This is a genomic window from Pseudomonas shirazica (assembly GCF_015168335.1).
Classification (GTDB): Bacteria; Pseudomonadota; Gammaproteobacteria; order Pseudomonadales; family Pseudomonadaceae; genus Aquipseudomonas; species Aquipseudomonas asiatica.
On record NZ_CP063456.1, the window covers coordinates 673,586 to 693,326 of the forward strand.

A 19,741-nucleotide genomic window follows, 5' to 3' on the forward strand; every position below is an offset into this window, starting at 1 on the left:
TTGAATTGAACATTTCCCGAGGTATCGGCCGGTTTTCAACTGGTGCACTTTTACAGGCCGGTGATACCGTTCATTCGGTAACAGGGAATTTGATTGTTACAAGTACATCAGTTGAGTGTAGGAAATTTCTGTAAGTGTTGTAGGTTCCATCTGTTCATATATTTCGCCGGTAAATCACCGCGCCAGCAGGCGCTCTGTAGGTTATCTTGGCGGGCCAAAGCAAAAGCAATGAATGGATATCGCATGAATAAAGTGCTTATCGTGGATGATCATCCGGTCATACGCCTGGCCGTACGCATGCTGATGGAGCGGCATGGGTATGACGTCGTGGCGGAAACCGACAACGGAGTGGCTGCGCTGCAACTGACACGGCAACACCTGCCGGATATCGTGGTGCTCGATATCGGCATCCCCAAGCTGGATGGCCTGGAAGTAATCACCCGCATGACGGCCTTCAGCCCGGGCAGCAAGGTGCTGGTGCTGACATCGCAGGCCCCCGGCAACTTCTCGATGCGCTGCATGCAGGCGGGGGCGGCGGGGTATGTGTGCAAGCAGCAGGAACTCACCGAACTGCTGAGCGCCATCAAGGCCGTACTGTCGGGCTACAGCTACTTCCCCAACCAGGCCCTGCACGTATCACGTGGAAGGGGGGGGAGCGAGACGGATATGGTCAACCGCCTCTCGGCAAGGGAGATGACCGTGTTGCAGCAGCTGGCGCGAGGGCGTTCCAACAAGGAAATTGCCGACAGCATGTTCCTCAGCAACAAGACGGTCAGTACCTACAAGTCGCGCCTGTTGCTCAAGCTCAATGCACGGTCGCTGGTCGACTTGATCGAGCTGGCGCAACGGCAAGGGTTAAGCTGATCACCAAGGCCGTAAAGCCTCCAGCCAGGAGGCTTTGCCAAGGTTACAGATCGTAGTCGAAGTCGGCCAACTGCTTCTGCAGGCGCCTTTCCTCCAGCATATTGTCGATGGTGCGGCGCTTGCTCAGGTTGGTCTTTGCGGTTTCCACCTGGGGTTCCGCTTCGTCATCTGCGGCAACAAAATCATCTTCGATCGACAGGTCGTCTTTATCGCTACTCATGAGTCGCTCCAAGCCAAGGGGCCATTGGCCGTCCTTATAACCAGAAAGCAGACGCTGGTAAAAAAGATTTTTTCAATCGCAGTGGGTGGTTTCGAGCTATCGACTCAATCGTCGGAGGTCTTGTGCTTGTACTCGCACAAGTCTTCAATCCGGCAACTGCCGCAGCGTGGCTTGCGTGCCTGGCACACATAGCGCCCGTGCAGGATCAGCCAGTGGTGGGCGTCGAGCAGGTAATCCTTTGGCACGAACTTGATCAGCTTTTTCTCCACTTCCAGCACCGTCTTGCCTGGCGCAATGCCCGTACGGTTGCTGACCCGGAAGATATGGGTATCCACGGCCATGGTCGGCTGGCGGAACGCTGTGTTGAGCACTACGTTGGCGGTCTTGCGGCCAACGCCGGGTAGCGCCTCCAGGGCTTCGCGTGTCTGCGGGACCTGGCTGTCATGGCGTTCGATCAGCAGCCGGCAGGCTTCGATAACGTTTTTCGCCTTGCTGTTGTACAAGCCAATGGTCTTGATGTACTCACTCAGGCCTTCGACGCCCAGCGCATAGATGGCCTCGGGGGTGTTGGCGACCGGGAACAGGCGTGCGGTAGCCTTGTTGACGCCGACATCGGTGGATTGCGCAGACAGTGTCACGGCGACCAGCAACTCGAACGGGGTGGTGTACGCCAGTTCGGTCTTCGGGTCGGGGTTGTCTTCGTGCAGCCTGCGAAAGATCTCCAGGCGTTTGGCGGCATTCATGAAATCAGAGCTTTCCTTGATGACGTGATTGGGCAGGGCCCGGACGCAGACGATTGTACAAGGCCAACAGCAGTCCGAGCAGTAGCAAGGCGCCCGGGGCCAGGCTGGCCAGGTGCAGGCCGATACCGTCGGCCAGCCATTGGCGGCTGGCACCAAGCAGCAGGCATGTGGCAAACAACGCGCAAAGGTGGCCGGCGAGCAGGCGCCAGCGCCCTTGATCGGGCAGCAGGTAGTCAATGGCCAGGCATTGCAGGCACAGCAGTGCGGGATAGTGGCCGAGGGCGAGTGCCAGTGGCAGCAGCCAGGCACGCAGTGCCAGTTGCAAGCAACTGGCCAGGGCCGCCAGAACCAGCAGGCTGGCCAGTACATAGGTCCAGGTGGCGGACCGTCGGCGCAGGGGTGCCATTGATAGCTGGTGAAGGCTGCTCAGCAGCACTGCGCACACGCCTATGGTGGCGCCTTCGCTCAGTGTTCGGGTGGCGCCCAGCAGAGGCACCAGGCTTGCGCCGAGCAGGTAGAGCCTATTCATGCGTGGCGCCCTCCAGCAATACGCTGCGCTGCTCATCGAAGTAGCTCAGCGCTTCCTGTAGCGCGACGATCACTGCACGTGAGGTCACGGTTGCGCCGGCCAACTGGTCAAAGTCGCCCTGGTCGCGCTTCAGCGCCCAGTGGTCGCCCAGCTGACGGTTGGCAAATTGCCCCAGCCAGTTCAGCTGCGCATCACCCAGGCGTGCACCCAGCCCAGGGCTTTCCTGGTGCTCGACCACCTGGCTGCCGATCAGTCGGCCGTCCGCTGCGATGGCCACGCTCAGCACGATAGGCCCGGCATAGCCCTGGGCCTTTGTGACCAGTATGACGGCGGCCGGTTTACCCGCCAGCGTTGCCCGGTAAGCTGCCAGGATGCGGCTGTTTGGCCGCTGTGCGGCGGGCCTGGGCAACGGGCTGTCCAAAGGTTGGTTGTCGTAACTGCCTTCTGGCAACACCGCCAGCCGCTGGCGGCTATTCAGTTGCTTCTCGGCGTCGGCGATGGCTGCGCTGGTCCAGTGCCGCCAGGCCAAAGTGGTCGACAGCGCCAGTGCTCCGGTCAGGAGCAACAAACCCACATCACGTACCAGGCGCTTCATCGGGCAACCTGCTGGCGCTGCAGAGCCAGGCGTTCGAGGCTCGGCGCCATGAGGTTCATGAGCAGGACGGCGAACGCTGTACCGTCCGGGTAGCTACCCCAGGTGCGGATCAGATAGATCAGCAGGCCCGCCCCCAGGCCGAAACCCAGCTTCGCCCACTCCTGCCGGGGCCCGGACACCGGTTCGGTGGCAATGAAGAACGCCGCCATCATTGTCGAGCCGGAGAACAGGTGCACCAGGGGAGAGCCGTTGGAGTCCGAGCCCGAGCCATTCCAGCCCAGCAGGCTGAACAGGAACAACCCAGCCAGCAGACCGGCCGGCGCATGCCAACTGATAACCTTGCGTTGCAGCAGGAACAGGCCGCCCAGCAGGAACGCCAGGTTGACCCATTCGCTGCCCCGTCCACCGATGCTGCCGAAACCCGGGTGACCGGCGAACAGTTCATCGATGGTCAGGCTGTGGTTGTGGCGAAGGCCGTCGAGCAGCGTCGGCCTGGCCCAGGCATCGATCTGCTCGCCGCCGGCGAACACCAGCTGCAGGCTGTCGAGCAGGCCTGGTGCCGGCCCCGGCCAATGGTTCATCTGCAACGGGAAGCTCAGCAGCACGAAGGCGTAGCCGACCATGGCCGGGTTGAACAGGTTGCGCCCAACCCCGCCAAAGGCCTGCTTGCCGATGCCGATGGCAACGCTGGTAGCGACCACCGGCAACCACCAGGGTGCCAAGGTGGGCAGGGCGGCGGCCAGCAGCACGGCGGTCACCAGCGCGCTGCCGTCGTTCAGCGCCGTGCGCAGCGGTTGTGCTCGCAAGGTAAGCAACAGCGCCTCGCACAGCAGCGCGGTGCTGGCGCACAGCAACAGGTTCAGTAGCAAACTCCAGCCATGAAGCCAGAACAGCGCCAGCAGGCCAGGTACGCAGGCAAGCAACACCAGGCCCATGCTGGTGCGTAGCCGCGGGTCGGGCTTGGCGGTCATTGGGCAAACAGCCCGTTGAAGCCGGAAAACGCCATGGCCATTACTCCGGCCCCAAGCAGTTCGATGGGCAGGCCGCGCATTGCCCCGGGGACGTCGGCATGAGCGCTGCGCTGGCGCAGGTCGGCGAACAGCACCAACGCCAGCCAGAAGCCGCCGCCGGCCAGCAGGCCTTGCAGCAAGGTAGCGAGCCATGTGCTTTCGTCGCTTGCCTGTTGCAGGGTCAAGCCCAGTACTACCGCGTTGCTCAACAGCAGCGCGGGCAGTTGCGTCACCGGCCAGCTCGGGCGCCATCTTGTCAGTAGCCATGGTACGCCCCAGGCAAGCACGGCCAGCCAGGGCAACAACAGGAACAGGGCAAGGTCCTGGGCTTGCAGTGGGGCAAGCACACCGCGCACCAGTAGTTGTGCGCCGATCACGCCCAAGGCAATGCACAGTGCGCAGGCGAGGCCGTGCACGTGGAGGTGCAGCCTTGGGAATGGCTGTTGTTGCAGGCACAGGTGATTGACCAGCGCAGCGCTGATCAGTACCAGGATGTAGTCGCTCATGAGATGACGATAGCCGGGAATCGGGGCGATTGTCCGGGTTTGGCATCAAGGTGCCGGAGTCATTGTGAGAGCGGGCGTGCCCGCGAGCACCGGCAACGCCAGTGCCATGCACCGCGTAGTCAGTTTCGCGGGCACGCCCGCTCCCACAAGGTCCAGCAGGTTTTGTTACTTGATGCGCTGGCCTGGCTTGGCACCGCTGTCCGGGCTCAGCAGGTAGATCTCTTCACCGCCAGGCCCGGCCGCCATGACCATCCCTTCGGACACCCCAAAGCGCATCTTCCGTGGTTTGAGGTTGGCCACCATCATGGTCAGCCGGCCTTCCAGCTGGGACGGGTCGGGGTACGCCGACTTGATGCCGGAAAACACGTTGCGGCGCTCGTCACCGATGTCCAGGGTCAGTTGCAGCAGCTTGTCCGCGCCCGGTACGGCCTCGGCCTTGACGATCAGTGCCACGCGCAGATCGACGGCAGCGAAGGTGTCGAACTCGATTTCCGCCGACAGCGGGTCCTTGGCCAGCTCGCCATTGCCGGCCGGGGCCTTGGCTTCGGCGGCCAGCAGGTCTTCCTTGCTGGCGGCGACCATGGCTTCGACCTTGGCCGGTTCGATGCGGCTCATCAGCGCCTTGAACGGGTTCAATTGGTGGTTTTCCAGGCGCGACAGGTGGTCGTTCCAGGTCAGTGGTGCCACGTTGAGGAAGGCCTCGGCATCGGCAGCCAGTACCGGCAGCACCGGCTTGAGGAAGATCACCAGCTGACGGAACAAGTTGATGCCTTGGGCGCAGATGGCCTGAACTTCATCCTGCTTGCCTTCCTGTTTGGCCAGCGACCATGGGGCCTTGTCAGCGATCCAGGCGTTGGCGCGATCGGCCAGCGCCATGATTTCGCGCATGGCACGGCCGAAGTCGCGGCCTTCATAGGCGTCGGCGATCGACGGGGCGGCCGCCAGGAAGGCTTCGGTCAGCTCCGGTGCAGCATCGCCAGCCACCATCACGCCTTCATTGCCCTTGTGGATGAAACCGGCGCAGCGGCTGGCGATGTTGACCACCTTGCCAACCAGGTCGGAGTTGACCTTCTGTACGAAGTCTTCCAGGTTCAGGTCCAGGTCATCGACGCCACGGCCCAGCTTGGCGGCGTAGTAGTAGCGCAGGTATTCCGGCTGCAGGTGGTCGAGGTAGGTGCGGGCCTTGATGAAGGTACCGCGCGACTTGGACATCTTGGCGCCGTTCACGGTCAGGTAGCCGTGCACGTTGACCGCGCTCGGCTTGCGGAAGCCCGCGCCTTCGAGCATGGCTGGCCAGAACAGGGCGTGGAAGTTGACGATGTCCTTGCCGATGAAGTGGTACAGCTCGGCCTTGGAGCCTTCGTTCCAGAACGCGTCGAAGTCCAGCTCCGGGCGGCGTGCACAAAGGTTCTTGAAGCTGGCCATGTAGCCGATCGGTGCATCCAGCCACACGTAGAAGTACTTGCCTGGCTCGCCTGGGATCTCGAAGCCGAAGTACGGCGCGTCGCGCGAGATGTCCCACTCCTGCAGGCCCGAGTCCAGCCATTCGGCCAGCTTGTTGGCTACCGCGTCCTGCAGCGTGCCGCTACGGGTCCACTGCTGCAGCATGGCCTGGAAGTCCGGCAGCTTGAAGAAGAAGTGCTGGGAATCACGCAATACCGGGGTGGCACCAGAGATGGCCGACTTGGGGTTCTTCAGCTCGGTGGGCGCGTAGGTGGCGCCGCATTTCTCGCAGTTGTCGCCGTACTGGTCTTCGGCCGCGCACTTGGGGCAGGTGCCCTTGATGAAGCGGTCGGCGAGGAACATGCCCTTTTCCGGGTCGAAATACTGGGTTACCGAACGGGTGGCGATGTGCCCGGCGTCTCGCAGGCGCGCGTAGATCAGGCCCGACAGTTCGCGGTTTTCTTCGCTGTGGGTAGAGTGGAAGTTGTCGAAGTCCACCAGGAAGTCGGCGAAGTCGCTGCTGTGTTCGGCCTGGACGTTGGCGATCAGCTGTTCCGGGGTGATGCCTTCTTTCTCGGCGCGCAGCATGATGGCCGAACCGTGGGCGTCGTCGGCGCAGACGTAGATGCACTGGTTGCCGCGCAGCTTCTGGAAGCGGACCCACATGTCTGTCTGGATGTACTCGAGCATATGGCCAAGGTGGATCGATCCGTTGGCATAGGGCAAGGCGCTGGTGACGAGAATCTGACGTGGCTCGGACATGGTGGCTCGGCTACTTATCTGGCGACGGGGTAAAAATGAGGTTGATCGGCCACTATAAAGGGCTGGCGAAGATATTTCACCCCGCATGCGCATCTGCTGACGATTGACGGGTTAGGATAGGCGTCTGTTTTACATTCAGTTTGCCATTGGGAGTCTCCATGAGTGCCGTCACCCGTGCCGCCGTCGAAGGCGTGCTTCGCCAGTACACCGACCCCTACCTGAACCAGGACCCGATCAGCGCCGGCTGTGTGCGCGCAATCGATATCCAGGGCGGCCAGGTCAGCGTGCAATTGCAACTGGGTTATGCCGCAGGGCTGTTCAAGAACGGCTGGGCCCAGGTGCTGCAGACCGCCATCGGCAACCTGGAGGGCGTCAGCAGTGCCCAGGTGTCGATCGACTGCGTGGTGGCTGCGCACAAGGCCCAGGCCCAGGTGCCGGCAATGGCCAACGTCAAGAACATCATCGCCGTGGCCTCGGGCAAGGGCGGTGTGGGCAAGTCGACCACCGCTGCCAACCTGGCCCTGGCGCTGGCTCGCGAGGGCGCGCGAGTGGGTATTCTCGATGCCGATATCTATGGCCCCAGCCAGGGCGTGATGTTCGGCATCGCCGAAGGCACCCGCCCGCAGATTCGCGAGCAGAAGTGGTTCGTGCCGATCAAGGCCCATGGCGTGGAAGTCATGTCCATGGCGTTCCTTACCGACGACAACACGCCGATGGTATGGCGTGGCCCTATGGTTTCCGGCGCGCTGCTGCAGCTGGTGACCCAGACTGCCTGGGACGACCTGGATTACCTGGTGATCGACATGCCGCCGGGCACCGGTGACATCCAGCTGACCCTGGCGCAGAAGGTACCGGTTGCCGGTTCGGTGATCGTCACCACCCCGCAGGACCTGGCCCTGCTGGATGCCAAGAAGGGCGTGGAGATGTTCCGCAAGGTCAACATCCCGGTGCTGGGCGTGGTGGAGAACATGGCCGTGCACATCTGCTCGAACTGCGGTCATGCCGAGCACCTGTTCGGCGAAGGCGGTGGCGAGAAGCTGGCGAGCCAGTATGGCGTCGACCTGTTGGCGTCGTTGCCGCTGTCGATGCTGATTCGCGAGCAGGCCGATAGTGGCAAGCCGACGGCGATCGCCGAGCCGGAAAGCCAGATTGCGATGGTCTATCAGGAGCTGGCCCGTCAGGTGGGCGCGCGGATCGTGCTGCAGGAAGCTGCTGCGCCGGCGATGCCTAGCATTACCATCAGCGAAGATTGATCTGTCAGATCGCGTCGCTCTCTTCGCGGGCAAGCCCGCGAAGCAGGCGACACGGTCTTTCGGCCAGGCATAAAAAAACCCGCCGGAAGGCGGGTTTTTTGAAAGCTAGGAAGCTTCGATCGACTTAGGCGATCTGAACTTCTTCAGCCTGCATGCCTTTCTGGCCGCGGGTAGCGACGAAAGTAACAGCCTGGCCTTCTTTCAGGGTTTTGAAGCCGTCAGCTTGGATGGCTTTGAAGTGCACGAACAGGTCGTCGCCCGACTGAGGGGTGATGAAGCCGTAGCCTTTCTCATCGTTGAACCACTTAACAACACCGGATTGACGGTTGGACATTTTTCTGTCTCCTTGGACAATTTGATAACGGTCAGGAAAAACCCTGGCCGGGACTGAGCGCAAAGAGAGCAGAAAATTCAGCGATGGGCCGATCAGGATCGTGCATCAAACTAGAGATTCTCGGTGTCACGTGCAGCACAGTGGCGCCACCTTACCCCACTTTCCGCAACCTGCCAATGGTCAGAAGGCGCTTTACGCAAATTCGGATCGACGGCGGCTGAAGCCCCCGCCCGGCGCGGGATGAGGCATGGAACTTTAACCTGGGCGCCGGGACCGGTAAGATGCGCGTCTCGAATTTTCACCTCGCAACTCTTCAGGACACCCCGCCATGAGCATCAAATCGGACAAGTGGATTCGCCGCATGGCGCAGGAACACGGCATGATCGAACCGTTCGTCGAGCGCCAGGTGCGCGGCGAACAGGACAGCCGGGTGATCTCCTTCGGCGTCTCCAGCTACGGCTACGACGTGCGCTGCGCCGACGAATTCAAGGTGTTTACCAATATCAACTCGGCCACCGTCGACCCGAAGAACTTCGATGCAGGCAGTTTCGTCGACATCAAGAGCGACGTGTGCATCATCCCGCCGAACTCCTTCGCCCTGGCGCGTACCGTCGAGTATTTCCGCATTCCGCGTGATGTGTTGACCATTTGCCTGGGCAAGAGCACCTACGCCCGTTGCGGCATCATCGTCAATGTCACCCCGCTCGAGCCCGAGTGGGAAGGCCATGTGACACTGGAGTTCTCCAATACCACCACGCTGCCGGCGAAGATCTACGCCAACGAAGGTGTGGCCCAGATGCTGTTCCTGCAGTCCGACGAAGAATGTGAAGTGTCGTACAAGGACCGTGGCGGCAAGTACCAGGGCCAGCGCGGCGTCACCCTGCCGCGTACCTGAGCCGACAAGCGCGGGGAATTCCCCGCGCCTTTGGCACTCCAACTGGATAACGCCGGTGCGCATGACGCGTAGCGGCCTTGCCAGGAGCAGCCAATGAAACTCCACCCCGCAATCAGTGCCAAGCTGGCAGGCCTGCAGCCCAACCACGTCGGGTTGCTACCATGGTCACTGCTGGCACACCCGCTGCCGATGCAGGCGGGGGGCGTGCCCCACCAGCCTGACCCGGATACCCCGCAACCGCCGGAGCCCGGTGATACACCACCCATGGAGCCGGGCGAGCCGACCCTGCCGGACGAGCCTCCACCGGCACCTGTAGCCTGAGTGATCCGGGCTAGAGCGGCCAGACGCGGTCTGCCCCGGTCAGGAACACCCGGCTGGCGCCCGTGGGGGCGATTTCCCAACCCCCGGTAAACTCACCGAACGCCGGCAGCAGGCTGACCTGTCCATCGATCAGGAAGCAGGGCAATCGCAGGCGTTGCCGAGCCTTGCCGCGCAGGACGAATACCGGGTGTACGTGCCCTGCCAACACCGGTTGGGTCGGGTGGGGGCGGGGTTCGTGCTGTAGCGCAAAGGGTTCCAACAGCCAAGGTTCGCTCACGACTTCGATACCAAGTGACGCGGGCGGGTCACCGGCGTTTCGATCGTGATTGCCGCGGATCAGCACGATTTTCAGGGTTCTGTGGCGCTCTCGCCAGGCCTGCAGCGTTGCCAAAGTTGCCGGCGCCTGCGCTGCGCGCGCATGCAGAAAATCGCCAAGAATGATCAGTTGCTCGCAATCATGCCTTGCCAGCAATGCATCCAGGCGGGAGAGTGTCGCCTCGGTGGTGCCGCGCGGTACCGGTTGGTGCAAGGCGCGATAGCTTGCTGCCTTGCCGATGTGCACGTCGGCCACCAGCAGAGCATGACGGGCTGGCCAGTAGATGGCCTTGTCCGAAAGCAGCCAGAGCACTTGGCCATGGTGTTCGATGGGTAGAAGGTTGGTCATTCCGTAGCGTCCGCCGCACTGTTCAGCTCCGCGACCATCCTCGCAATCCGGTCCGCCAGTCTCTCGGTGCTCAACGTTTCGCGCATGCCTTCCACCAGCAAGGCAAATGCCAACGGTCCGGGCCGTTTGAGTGGTCGCAGTTCCAGCTGTAACTGGCCCATCTTCAGCAATTGCCGGTGCAACCGCTCGATCTCCAGTTCCTCATTCAGCACCTCGTCCCGTGCCTGGGCCAGCAGCAGGTTGCCGGTGTCATGCTTGCGAAATACCTCATAGAACAAGCCGCTGGAGGCCTGGATCTGCCTGAGGCTTTTCTGCGCCGCCGGATACCCGCCAAACACCAACCCGGCAATCTGTGCGATCTCGCGAAAACGACGCAACGCCATTTCTCCTGCGTTGAGGCTGGCCAGCACATCATCCAGCAGGTGTTCGGTACCAAGTGCCTGCGGCAGGTGCGTCGTCCAGTCCACCTTGCCTGGACTGAGCAGTTCGAAACCGTAGTCATTGACCGCAATCGAAACCGAAAGCGGCTGCACGCGGCTCACCCGCCAGGCGATCAGGTTGGCCAGTCCAAGGTTGGCCATGCGCCCGGCGAACGGATACAGGAACAGGTGCCAACCCTGGCGCGACTTGAAGGTTTCTGCCAGCAGCGTTTCGGGGGTGGGCAGCGCCGACCATTGCGCCTGCAAGGCCAGCAGGGGGCGTACTGCACGCATCTCCGGGCTTTGAAAGCGCCCTTGGGATGCTGCGCCGAGCTGCTCGACCAGTGCGTCGGCCAGTTCGCTGGAGAGCGGCATGCGGCCACCATTCCAGCGTGCAACCGCTGCCTTGCGCGCGGTACTGCGGCGTACGTAGGCCGTCATGTTTTCCACGCGCACCAGTTCCAGCACTCGCCCGGCGAACACCAAGGTGTCGCCAGGGCGCAAACGGGCAATGAACGCCTCTTCGACGCTGCCCAGCGCCTTGCCCCCACCACCCTTGCTCCAGTACTTGAGCTGCAGGCTGGCGTCGCTGACGATGGTACCGATACTCATGCGGTGGCGACGTGCCAAACGTTCGCTGGCAACCTTGTAAGTGCCGTCGGGCTGGCGCTCGACGCGCTGGTAGTCTGGGTAGGCGCTGAGTGAGCTGCCGCCATGGCAGACGAAGTCCAGCGCCCATTGCCACTGGCTGTCACGCAATTCGCTGAAGGCCCAGGTACTGCGCACTTCGGCCAGCAACTGCTGCGGGTGAAAGCCGCTGCCCAAAGCCATGCTTACCAAGTGTTGCACCAGCACGTCCATGCACAAGCGCGGCGAATGCCGGGCTTCGATGTGCCCGGCTGCCAGGGCGTGCCTGGCGGCGGCTGCTTCCACCAGTTCCAGGCTGTGGGTGGGCACCAGAGTCACCCGGGAGCGCCGCCCCGGCGCATGGCCGGAGCGCCCGGCCCGTTGCACGAGGCGGGCAATGCCCTTGGCGGAACCGATCTGCAGTACTCGCTCCACGGGCAGGAAGTCCACCCCCAGGTCCAGGCTGGAGGTGCAGATCACTGCCTTCAGGTTGCCTTGCTTGAGGCTGCGCTCGACCCAGTCACGGGTATCGCGGGCCAGTGAGGCATGGTGCAAGGCAATCAGCCCGGCCCACTCGGGGCGTACCTCGAGCAGGGCCTGGTACCAGAGTTCGGCCTGCGCCCGAGTGTTGGTGAAGACAAGGCAACTAGTGCTGGCATCGATCTCCCGGCTGACCTGATCGAGCATCTTCAAACCCATGTGCCCGGCCCAGGGGAAGCGCTCGATGGCCGTTGGCAGCAGGGTATCGACCTGCAACTGCTTGTCCTGTCGGCCTTGTACCAGCAGGCCGCCTTGTGGCAGCAATACGTCCAGCGCATGTTGGAGATTGCCGAGGGTCGCGGACAGGCCCCAGGTCGGCAGGCTCGGGTGCCAGTGGCGCAGGCGGGCCAAAGCCAGTTGCAGTTGTACTCCACGCTTGTTGCCCAGTAGTTCGTGCCATTCGTCCACCACTACCAGGCGCAGTGTGGCGAAGTCTTCGCGAGCTTGTGCCCGGGTCAACAGCAGCGTAAGGCTTTCAGGGGTAGTGACCAGTACGCTGGGCAGGCGCCGTGCTTGCCGGGCACGTTCGGCACTGCCGGTGTCGCCGCTGCGAATGCCCACGCTCCAGGGCAGGCCCAGGTCGTCCAGCGGCATCTGCAGTGCGCGGGCGGTGTCGGCGGCCAAGGCTCGCATGGGGGTAACCCACACCACCTGCAAGGGTGCAGCATGACGTCCTTGGGCTTCGGCCTTGAAGGCCCTCAGTGCGGCGAGCCATACCGCGTAGGTCTTGCCGGCACCGGTACTGGCATGCAGCAAGCCGGATTCGCCCCGTTCCACGGCGGCCCAGACGCGGCGCTGGAAAGCGAAAGGCTTCCAGCCACGCTTGGCGAACCAGGCCTTGGCGAGGTCGGTGGCGGCGGGCATGGGGCATAGGGTCCTTCGGTGGCTGTGTTTCTACAGACAACCAGCCAGGCGCAATGGTTTTACCGGATCAGTTTGCCAGCAGATAGCCGCTGCGGCACACCTGCTCGCCTGCGACGTGGGCGATGACCATGCCTGCGGTAGCCATGCGCCGTACGTTACGTGCATACAGCAGGCCGGGCTGGCTGTTGCGGATGGCCGTCACCCGGTCGCTGAGCGGGTCGATGACTTCAGCGATCAACTGGCCCGCCTCCAGGTGCTGGCCTGGCCGGGCGTGGTACACCAGCAACCCGCCCAGTGGCGTTATCACCGGTTCTACTGCGGCCAGTGGTGTGGCCGGGCAGCGCAAGGCGGGCAGGGCCGGGCTTGCGCCTTCGATGACCCCCGCATGGGTAAGGAAGTCGAGGATCGCCTGGCAGTCCTTGCTGGCCAGGTCGTGGCTGACATCGGCCTGGCCGCGCAACTCGACGGTGACCGAGCAGCAGCCCAGCGGAATCGGGAAACGTTTGCCGAAGCGTTGTTGCAGCTGCCACCAGACCAGGCTGAAGCATTCATCGAACGACTGCCCGCCAGAGTCGGTGGCAAGCAGGCTGGCTTGGGCACCCAGGTAGCGGGCCAGAGGTTCGATCTGCGGCCAGGCGTCTGGCGTGGTGTACAGGTGCTCGACCGCCTCGAAGTCGCAGTGCAGGTCCAGCACCATGTCGGCATCGCAGGCAAGGCGCTGCAATATCAGGCGTTGGGCCTGCAGCGGTGTGCGCGCCGGGTGTGCGTCCAGCCCCCGCCGCAGGTATTCGCGGATCAGCGCGAGGTTGTGTGCCGGGTCTTCGGTCAGGTGTTCTTCGATCTGGTCGCCGATGCTGTCGGAAAGATCGACGAAGTTACGGTTGAAGTTCTCGCCGCTTTGCAGTTCGAATCGTCCCAGCGGCGCGTCCAGCAGCACTTGTTCCAGGCCGACCGGGTTGGCCACCGGCACCAGGATGATCTCGCGCTGCAGGCGGCCTTGCTGTTCCAGTTCACCCAGGCGGCTTTTGAGGTGCCAGGCCACCAGCATGCCGGGCAGCTCGTCGGCATGCAGCGAGGCCTGGATATAGACTTTGCCGCCACCGCGAGGTCCGAAGTGGAAGCTGTGCAACTGGCGGGTGATGCCCGGAACGGGCGAGAGCAGGTCGTGAGTTGAGTGGTGCATGGTGGTCCTGGGTGCGTGGCGAAAACGGTCTGCGACACAGTCGGCACAAAGATGGAAGCACAGTTTTCGGGCTTGCGCCTCCTTCGATTGCGCCCCGATTACCCCGTCGGCTTCTTCGCGGGCGTGCCTGCTCCCACAAGGAACCTCACAATCCTCCCGGCCTGTGATGAACCTGCGGGAGCGGGCGTGCCCGCGAAAAAGCCAACGCCGTATCGAAATGGTTTCAGGCCAGCAGCGCCTGCAATGTAGCCAGGTCATCCGCTTCTTCCACTGGCTTGTCCAGCCGCCAGCGCAGCATCCGCGGAAAGCGCACGGCGATGCCGCTCTTGTGCCTCCTGGACAGGGCGATGCCCTCGAAGCCCAACTCGAACACCAGCGTCGGCGTCACGCTGCGCACCGGCCCGAAGGTTTCAACCGTGGTCTTGCGAATGATGGCGTCGACCTTGCGCATTTCTTCGTCACTGAGCCCTGAATAGGCCTTGGCAAAGGGGACCAGTGCCCGACCCGGCGTACCGGCTGGCGCGTCCCACACGGCGAAGGTGTAGTCGCTGTACAAGCTGGCCCGCCGGCCGTGGCCGCGCTGAGCATAGATCAGCACGGCATCGACGCTGAACGGGTCGATCTTCCACTTCCACCAGGTGCCCATGTCCTTGGTGCGCCCCACGCCATACAACGCCTCTCGCTGTTTCAGCATCAGCCCTTCCACCCCCAGGCTGCGGGACTGTTCGCGCTGGCGGGCAAGGTCGGCCCAGTCCTGGCCTTCGAGCAGAGGCGAGAGCAATACCGGGGCCAATGGGTGCTGCTCAAGTACCTGCTCCAACTGCTGGCGGCGTACATGCTGCGGGCGGCTGCGCCAGTCCTCGCCTTGCCATTCCAGCAGGTCGTAGGCCTGCAGCACGACCGGGGCGTCGCTCAGCAGCTTCTTGCCCAAGGTCTTGCGTCCCAGGCGCTGCTGCAACAGGGCAAATGGCTGCACAGCCAGCTCAGCCGCTGAGCCACCAGGTTTCCAAACCAGGATCTCGCCATCGAGCACGACACCGTCGGGTAACGTCTGCGCCAGGCTGTGCAATTCGGGGAAGCGTTCGGTGACCAGTTCCTCACCGCGCGACCAGACCCACAGCTGGCCTTCGCGCTTGACCACCTGGGCGCGAATGCCGTCCCATTTCCACTCGATTTGCCATTCGCTCGGCGGCCCGAGCAGTGTATCGAGCTGTTCGGTTGATACCTGCAGGGGGTGGGCCAGGAAAAACGGGTAGGGCTGGCCGCCACGCAAGCTATGTTCATCGTCTGATTCCGGGGCTATCAGCCGTTGATAGCTGGCTGCCGTCGGGCGGTGGCTGATGTCGGTGTAGCCAACCAGGCGCTGGGCCACGCGTTTGGCATCCAGCCCGGCCAGTTGCGCGAGGGCGCGAGTGACCAACAGCTTCGATACGCCCACGCGAAAGCTGCCAGTGATGAGTTTCAGGCAGAGCATCAGGCTGGGGCGGTCCAGCTGGGCCCAAAGAGGCGGCAGGCGTTGCTGGATCTCCTCGACCGGCAGGTTCCGCAATGGCAGCAGATGGGCTTCGACCCAGCGGGCGAGGCCGTCGTCGCCAGGGTGGCGGCTTTCCGGAACCAGCAGGGAAATGGTTTCGGCCAGGTCGCCAACGGCCTGGTAGCACTCCTCGAAAAGCCAGTCAGGCAGCCCCGCCAACCTGCCGGCCAGCTCCCGCAGCACGCGTGTAGGCACCAGCTGGCGGGGGCGGCCACCTGCCAGGAAGTACACCGCCCAGGCGGCATCCACAGGCGGGGCGGTGTTGAAGTAGTCGCGTAGCGCCTTGAGCTTTGCAGTGCTGGAGGTGGTCGCATCCAGCCTCATGTACAGCTCGGCGAATGCTTTCATGCGCCTGGCTCCGTGGTCACAATGTCATCTTCCTCACCGTACTCGGTCACGAAGGCGCGGGCATCGAGGCCTTGTTCGATGAGGTAGCGCACCAGCACATTGACCGAACCATGGGTGACCATCACGCGTTCTGCGCCGGTCTGGCCGATGGCCCAGAGCAATCCCGGCCAATCGGCATGGTCCGAGAGCACGAAACCTCGGTCTACCCCACGCCGGCGTCGGGTGCCGCGCAACAGCATCCAGCCACTGGCAAAGGCATCGCTGTAGTCGCCGAAACGGCGCATCCAACTGCTGCCACCCGCCGAAGGCGGTGCCAGGACCAGTGCCTGGCGCAGCAGCGGGTCGTTGCGAGGGATATCGCCGACATAGCGGGTTTGCGGAAGGTAGACGCCAGCGTCCCGGTAAACCCGGTTGAGTGGTTCGACAGCACCATGCACGAGGACAGGGCCAATGTTGGCGTCCAGCCCGTGGAGGATTCGCTGGGCCTTGCCGAAGGCATAGCAGAACAGCACGCTGGCTTTGCCCTGTTCGCTATTGGCGCGCCACCAGTTATTAATGCCGGTGAAAATCTCGCCCTGGCTGGGCCAACGGTAGATGGGCAGGCCGAAGGTCGATTCGCTGATGAACGTGTGGCAGCGCACCGGTTCGAACGGCGTGCAGGTGCCGTCGGGTTCCACTTTGTAGTCGCCGGAGGCGACCCAGACCTCGCCCTGGTACTCCAGGCGCACTTGCGCCGAGCCCAGTACATGCCCGGCCGGGTGCAGGCTCAGGGTTACGCCATGGTGCAGCAGGCGTTCGCCGTACGGCAGGGTTTGCAGGTGGATGTCCTGGCCCAGGCGGCTGCGCAGGATGCCGGCACCTGAGGCGGCGGTGAGGTAATGGCGGTTGCCGACGCGGGCATGGTCGCCGTGACCATGGGTAATAACAGCGCGGTCTACGGGGCGCCACGGGTCGATGTAGAAATCACCGGGCGGGCAGTACAGGCCTTCGGGGCGGGCGATGACGAGGTCCATGGCTCAACGTCTGGAGTAGGGCTTGCTAGGTCAGAGTGGCGAGGCCTGCGACAAGTTCTATGTGTGAGGCAGCCCTCTTGAGGGCTGCCAGACCCGCGTCAGGAAATAGCGACCTTCCAGCCCGATTTTCGGGCTTCTTCGATGCTGATCTTGGCGACGCGGGCGATGTTCAGGCGTTTGCCGTCATGCATCAGATATGGCGAAGCGCGGAAGTGATCCCAAGTGGTATCGACGCTGTCGGGCAGTAGGTCCTCGGAGTCATAAGCGATTTCCAGGGTGACGGGTGAAGAAACCGCAGGGGCGCTGGCATCTCCGTCGCTGATCATGCGGTAGTCGGCGATTGCGGTTCCCAGCCAAAGTTGTGCATTGACGGTAGCGCCAGCTGGAACTTTGAGCGTATCAGGCCAGGAAATTTCAATTTTCAGGGTTTCTGTAGCCATGTTCATCATCCTCTTGATGGAAAGTGTGCCGCACCTGTCCGGGAACAGTGCGGCACCGAGGATGCTAGGTAGCTGGGTGGCTGCCGGTAAGGAGGAAAGGCTCCACTAGCGCCCAGGCACCAACGTCAAACGCTGGTTGCCATACGCCTGCCCGAAGTTCTGCTGCTGCAGTGGCAGGCTCATGAAGCGCCCTTTGAACCAGGCATCCAGCCCATCGCTGTAATGCGTGCTGGCCGGGTTGCCGGACTGCCCGCTGCTGGTCAGCACCTGCAACGGCTCGGCCTGGCCGAAGTCGACGATCATCCGTGCCGAGGCCGGCAGGCGGGTGTCGAAGTCGCTGCCCCAAGCGTATGGCGTCAGGGCCAGGGTGGTAAAGTCGCCACCGGCAGCCAGCGGCGGGCGACCGAGGGCATCGCCCAGGCCATGGTAGGCCGGTGCAGGCCAGCGGTACTGGTGCAGCTTGCCCCACTGCCAGGCGCGGCGGTCGGCTCCCAGTTGAGCGGTGCCGGCATCCACAGCACCAGCCAGGCTGCGGGCGAGAATGGCCGGCTTGTCTTCTTTCTGCGGGGTATTGCGGTCATCCCAGAACGGGCTGTCGTCGCGGCCCAGCAGGTGGTCGGCCTGCGCCGAGAACGACAAGCGGGCATTGCTGACGAACGCCTGCCAGGCCGGGCCGGATTCCGGGCCCAGGTCATCAAGGAAGGTTTGCCGGGCGACTTCCTGGAGGAACAGTTCGTACAGTGCGGCATCGGCCGACACCGGGCTCAGGCGGCCATCGAAGGCCTTGAGCCGGGCCAGCGCGTCGCTGGCCTTGTCGCGCTGTGCGGCGGGCAGGGCGTCGATCGCCTGCTTGAGCGGCTGGGCCATGCCCGGGGCGTCGAACATCTGCTTGAGCTTGTCGGCCAGCAGGGTGGTCTGGTCGTTCTGCAGGGCCATCAGGCTGCGGCTGTCGTGGCGGCCATTGCCGGCCAACTGGGCCAGGCGCTCGGCGCGTTCTGGGTAGTACCAGGTGCTGGACAGCTGCATGCCATAGCCACGCGGAAGGCTGCGCTGGTTGGCGTGGCCGATCCAGCCGGCGGGCGGGTCCTGATCGTAAGGGTGCAGCATCGGGTCGGCATAGCCGTCCCAGTCGTAGCGCCCGTCCCAGCCAGGCGACGGCAGCAGGCCCTGGCCTTCGCGGCGGTTGGGGTAGCGGCCACTGACTTGCCAGCCGATGTGCTCGGGTTCGGCGAAGACGAAGTTGAGGGCGGCGGCGGTCACTTCACGGGTACTGTCGAAGGCACGCTCCACGCTCTTGGCACGGGTCAGGTCGAACAGCGCATCCAGGCTGCGGTCGCCCTTGAACTGTGGCAGGTTCAGCGCCAGGCCCAGGCTGGCATTGCCTGGCTGGGCCAGCAGGGTGCCGTGGCGTGTGTCGTACATCACCTCGCGCAGCGGGCGCTGGCCGCGGACGAAGAAGGTTTCGCTACGGGCGCGGGCCGGCAGCCATTTGCCGTCGGCGAGGTAGCTCAGTTGGCTGCCCTGGTGGCGCAGTTGCTCCAGATACAAGTCCTGGTTGTCGGCCATGACCGCGCTGCTGCTCCAGGCCAGCTTGCCGTTGTAGCCGGCCAGCACGATCGGCAGGCCAGGCAACGACAGGCCGGCGACCTGGTACTTGCCGGTGTGGATCTGCACCGGGCTCAGGGCCCAGGCGGCTCGGCTGTCGCAGGCCAGCAAGCTTTTGCCGCTGCGGCTGCGCTGCGGCGCCAGGGCCAGGTTGGCCGAGCCCGGGCTGCCCAGAAGGTCGAGGTCGGCCAGCTTCTGGCTGGCGGCTGCCAGGGCTGGCAGCCCCGGCAACTGGCTGGCCAGGTTCAGGCCCTTGAGCTTGTCCACTTCGGCTTCGGCCAACGGCTCGTCCGGGGCACCGGGTAGCAGCCAGGCCAGCTTGTCGCTGCCGGCTTTTTGCGCCAGGGTCAGGGCGCTCAGTTCTTCCTGCAGGTTCACCGACTGGCTGAACGCATACAGGCTGAAGATCAGTGCCGAGTCCTCGGGCTTCCAGTATTCGGGGCGGTATCCACTGCTGGCCAGGCCGGCGGGCAGCTTGTCGCGGTAGCGGAACAGGTAGGCGTTGACCCCGCGTGCATACACTTCGAAGAAGCGCTTGAGCCGTGGCGACGCGTCGGCGTACTGCTGGGCGGCGCTTTGCTTGAGGTTGGCCGCGCGCATCAGGCGGTCGATGTCCAGCGCGTCGCTGCCGGCCAGTTCTGCCAGGCGGCCCTGGGCCAGCAGGCGCATGGCGACCATCTGCTCGATGCGGTCGCCGGCATGCACATAGCCCAGGCTGAACAGGGCGTCATGGAAGCTGCTGCTTTCGATCAGTGGTGCGCCCATTGCGTTGCGCCGTACCGAGACGTTCTGCGCCAGGCCCTTGAGCGGCTGCACGCCGCTGGTCGGTGGCACGCTGCCCTGGTAGCCGCCCGTCTGGCAGCCGGCCAGCCCGAGCATGCCGAGCAGCGTGGCAGCGGTTGCGAACCGCGGGCGGAATGGAGGAAAGGCGGAGGCGGCCATGACAAGGGCTCCTGCAAGGCGTGGCGGGTTTCGAAAGGCGCTAAGGTAGTGAGCGCGCAGGCGCCGTGCAAGGTCCCTGGGCGGTTT

19 protein-coding genes are annotated in these 19,741 nt (G+C 63.7%); 4 read left to right on the forward strand and 15 right to left on the reverse strand.

All coding sequences use genetic code 11. The features are described 5' to 3' along the window. The first annotated feature begins 243 nt into the window (after positions 1–243). A complete protein-coding gene (locus IMX18_RS03060) occupies positions 244–864 on the forward strand; it encodes a response regulator transcription factor (RefSeq protein ID WP_015271559.1) in 621 nt (206 codons plus the stop codon). A 43-nt stretch (positions 865–907) separates the two neighbouring features. Here IMX18_RS03060 and IMX18_RS03065 read toward each other — a convergent pair whose 3' ends face one another. The 7 genes from IMX18_RS03065 to metG all read right to left on the reverse strand — a co-directional run bounded on the left by IMX18_RS03065 (position 908) and on the right by metG (position 6,672). Then, positions 908–1,084 (reverse strand): PA3496 family putative envelope integrity protein, encoded by a 177-nt coding sequence (locus IMX18_RS03065; protein ID WP_003258006.1) that lies wholly within the window; start codon positions 1,082–1,084, stop codon positions 908–910. A gap of 104 nt (positions 1,085–1,188) precedes the next feature. After that, positions 1,189–1,827: an endonuclease III gene (gene nth, locus IMX18_RS03070; protein ID WP_013973953.1), complete on the reverse strand. Its 639-nt coding sequence runs from the start codon at positions 1,825–1,827 to the stop codon at positions 1,189–1,191. 4 nt (positions 1,828–1,831) lie between these two features. After that, a complete protein-coding gene (locus IMX18_RS03075) occupies positions 1,832–2,356 on the reverse strand; it encodes an Rnf-Nqr domain containing protein (RefSeq protein WP_015271558.1) in 525 nt (174 codons plus the stop codon). Beyond that, positions 2,349–2,951, reverse strand: coding sequence for an RnfABCDGE type electron transport complex subunit G (locus IMX18_RS03080; RefSeq protein ID WP_015271557.1), 603 nt, complete (start codon positions 2,949–2,951; stop codon positions 2,349–2,351). The genes IMX18_RS03075 and IMX18_RS03080 overlap by 8 nt, the downstream gene beginning before the upstream one ends. Next, on the reverse strand, positions 2,948–3,922 hold the full coding sequence (locus IMX18_RS03085) for an RnfABCDGE type electron transport complex subunit D (protein WP_013973950.1): 975 nt from the start codon (positions 3,920–3,922) through the stop codon (positions 2,948–2,950). The genes IMX18_RS03080 and IMX18_RS03085 overlap by 4 nt, the downstream gene beginning before the upstream one ends. After that, on the reverse strand, positions 3,919–4,467 hold the full coding sequence (locus tag IMX18_RS03090; protein ID WP_015271556.1) for an Rnf-Nqr domain containing protein: 549 nt from the start codon (positions 4,465–4,467) through the stop codon (positions 3,919–3,921). Before IMX18_RS03090 ends, IMX18_RS03085 begins: the two co-directional genes overlap by 4 nt. Positions 4,468–4,632: 165 nt before the next feature. Then, a complete protein-coding gene (metG, locus tag IMX18_RS03095) occupies positions 4,633–6,672 on the reverse strand; it encodes a methionine--tRNA ligase (RefSeq protein ID WP_015271555.1) in 2,040 nt (679 codons plus the stop codon). A gap of 158 nt (positions 6,673–6,830) precedes the next feature. Here metG and apbC point away from each other — a divergent pair, with 158 nt between their 5' ends. Next, positions 6,831–7,925, forward strand: a complete 1,095-nt coding sequence (gene apbC, locus IMX18_RS03100) for an iron-sulfur cluster carrier protein ApbC (RefSeq protein ID WP_015271554.1) — start codon at positions 6,831–6,833, stop codon at positions 7,923–7,925. Positions 7,926–8,049: 124 nt separating this feature from the next. Here the strand turns inward: apbC and IMX18_RS03105 are convergent, their stop codons facing one another. Further along, the gene (locus IMX18_RS03105; protein WP_003254922.1) at positions 8,050–8,259 is read right to left on the reverse strand and encodes a cold-shock protein; all 210 of its coding nucleotides are present in this window, start codon (positions 8,257–8,259) and stop codon (positions 8,050–8,052) included. 328 nt (positions 8,260–8,587) lie between these two features. On the opposite strand from IMX18_RS03105, the gene dcd reads away from it, so the two are divergent. Both dcd and IMX18_RS03115 read left to right on the forward strand, forming a co-directional pair. Further along, entirely contained in the window at positions 8,588–9,154 is a 567-nt protein-coding gene (gene dcd, locus IMX18_RS03110) for a dCTP deaminase (RefSeq protein WP_003258001.1), read from the forward strand. A 93-nt stretch (positions 9,155–9,247) separates the two neighbouring features. After that, a complete protein-coding gene (locus tag IMX18_RS03115) occupies positions 9,248–9,475 on the forward strand; it encodes a hypothetical protein (protein WP_015271553.1) in 228 nt (75 codons plus the stop codon). A 10-nt stretch (positions 9,476–9,485) separates the two neighbouring features. Here IMX18_RS03115 and pdeM read toward each other — a convergent pair whose 3' ends face one another. The 7 genes from pdeM to IMX18_RS03150 all read right to left on the reverse strand — a co-directional run bounded on the left by pdeM (position 9,486) and on the right by IMX18_RS03150 (position 19,654). Continuing rightward, complete coding sequence (pdeM, locus tag IMX18_RS03120) at positions 9,486–10,139, reverse strand: ligase-associated DNA damage response endonuclease PdeM (RefSeq protein ID WP_015271552.1); 654 nt, start codon at positions 10,137–10,139, stop codon at positions 9,486–9,488. Further along, complete coding sequence (locus IMX18_RS03125; RefSeq protein ID WP_015271551.1) at positions 10,136–12,589, reverse strand: ligase-associated DNA damage response DEXH box helicase; 2,454 nt, start codon at positions 12,587–12,589, stop codon at positions 10,136–10,138. Before IMX18_RS03125 ends, pdeM begins: the two co-directional genes overlap by 4 nt. Before the next feature lie 67 nt (positions 12,590–12,656). Continuing rightward, positions 12,657–13,772, reverse strand: a complete 1,116-nt coding sequence (locus tag IMX18_RS03130) for a succinylglutamate desuccinylase/aspartoacylase family protein (RefSeq protein WP_015271550.1) — start codon at positions 13,770–13,772, stop codon at positions 12,657–12,659. Positions 13,773–13,995: 223 nt separating this feature from the next. Then, entirely contained in the window at positions 13,996–15,654 is a 1,659-nt protein-coding gene (locus IMX18_RS03135; protein ID WP_100412732.1) for an ATP-dependent DNA ligase, read from the reverse strand. Beyond that, entirely contained in the window at positions 15,651–16,667 is a 1,017-nt protein-coding gene (locus tag IMX18_RS03140) for a ligase-associated DNA damage response exonuclease (RefSeq protein WP_015271548.1), read from the reverse strand. Before IMX18_RS03140 ends, IMX18_RS03135 begins: the two co-directional genes overlap by 4 nt. 98 nt (positions 16,668–16,765) lie before the next feature. Beyond that, the gene (locus tag IMX18_RS03145; protein WP_015271547.1) at positions 16,766–17,107 is read right to left on the reverse strand and encodes a hypothetical protein; all 342 of its coding nucleotides are present in this window, start codon (positions 17,105–17,107) and stop codon (positions 16,766–16,768) included. A gap of 105 nt (positions 17,108–17,212) precedes the next feature. Further along, the gene (locus IMX18_RS03150) at positions 17,213–19,654 is read right to left on the reverse strand and encodes a penicillin acylase family protein (RefSeq protein WP_217190075.1); all 2,442 of its coding nucleotides are present in this window, start codon (positions 19,652–19,654) and stop codon (positions 17,213–17,215) included. Between the last annotated feature and the right edge of the window lie 87 nt (positions 19,655–19,741).

Bases quoted from the DNA above. Each gene is read 5' to 3' on its own strand.
- IMX18_RS03105 (WP_003254922.1), bottom strand. From the start codon at position 8,259: ATGTCCAACCGTCAATCCGGTGTTGTTAAGTGGTTCAACGATGAGAAA.
- IMX18_RS03060 (WP_015271559.1), top strand. From the start codon at position 244: ATGAATAAAGTGCTTATCGTGGATGATCATCCGGTCATACGCCTGGCC.
- IMX18_RS03140 (WP_015271548.1), bottom strand. From the start codon at position 16,667: ATGGACCTCGTCATCGCCCGCCCCGAAGGCCTGTACTGCCCGCCCGGT.
- apbC (WP_015271554.1), top strand. From the start codon at position 6,831: ATGAGTGCCGTCACCCGTGCCGCCGTCGAAGGCGTGCTTCGCCAGTAC.
- pdeM (WP_015271552.1), bottom strand. From the start codon at position 10,139: ATGACCAACCTTCTACCCATCGAACACCATGGCCAAGTGCTCTGGCTG.
- IMX18_RS03125 (WP_015271551.1), bottom strand. From the start codon at position 12,589: ATGCCCGCCGCCACCGACCTCGCCAAGGCCTGGTTCGCCAAGCGTGGC.
- dcd (WP_003258001.1), top strand. From the start codon at position 8,588: ATGAGCATCAAATCGGACAAGTGGATTCGCCGCATGGCGCAGGAACAC.
- IMX18_RS03090 (WP_015271556.1), bottom strand. From the start codon at position 4,467: ATGAGCGACTACATCCTGGTACTGATCAGCGCTGCGCTGGTCAATCAC.
- IMX18_RS03150 (WP_217190075.1), bottom strand. From the start codon at position 19,654: ATGGCCGCCTCCGCCTTTCCTCCATTCCGCCCGCGGTTCGCAACCGCT.
- IMX18_RS03085 (WP_013973950.1), bottom strand. From the start codon at position 3,922: ATGACCGCCAAGCCCGACCCGCGGCTACGCACCAGCATGGGCCTGGTG.
- IMX18_RS03145 (WP_015271547.1), bottom strand. From the start codon at position 17,107: ATGGCTACAGAAACCCTGAAAATTGAAATTTCCTGGCCTGATACGCTC.
- nth (WP_013973953.1), bottom strand. From the start codon at position 1,827: ATGAATGCCGCCAAACGCCTGGAGATCTTTCGCAGGCTGCACGAAGAC.
- metG (WP_015271555.1), bottom strand. From the start codon at position 6,672: ATGTCCGAGCCACGTCAGATTCTCGTCACCAGCGCCTTGCCCTATGCC.
- IMX18_RS03135 (WP_100412732.1), bottom strand. From the start codon at position 15,654: ATGAAAGCATTCGCCGAGCTGTACATGAGGCTGGATGCGACCACCTCC.
- IMX18_RS03080 (WP_015271557.1), bottom strand. From the start codon at position 2,951: ATGAAGCGCCTGGTACGTGATGTGGGTTTGTTGCTCCTGACCGGAGCA.
- IMX18_RS03065 (WP_003258006.1), bottom strand. From the start codon at position 1,084: ATGAGTAGCGATAAAGACGACCTGTCGATCGAAGATGATTTTGTTGCC.
- IMX18_RS03115 (WP_015271553.1), top strand. From the start codon at position 9,248: ATGAAACTCCACCCCGCAATCAGTGCCAAGCTGGCAGGCCTGCAGCCC.
- IMX18_RS03130 (WP_015271550.1), bottom strand. From the start codon at position 13,772: ATGCACCACTCAACTCACGACCTGCTCTCGCCCGTTCCGGGCATCACC.
- IMX18_RS03075 (WP_015271558.1), bottom strand. From the start codon at position 2,356: ATGAATAGGCTCTACCTGCTCGGCGCAAGCCTGGTGCCTCTGCTGGGC.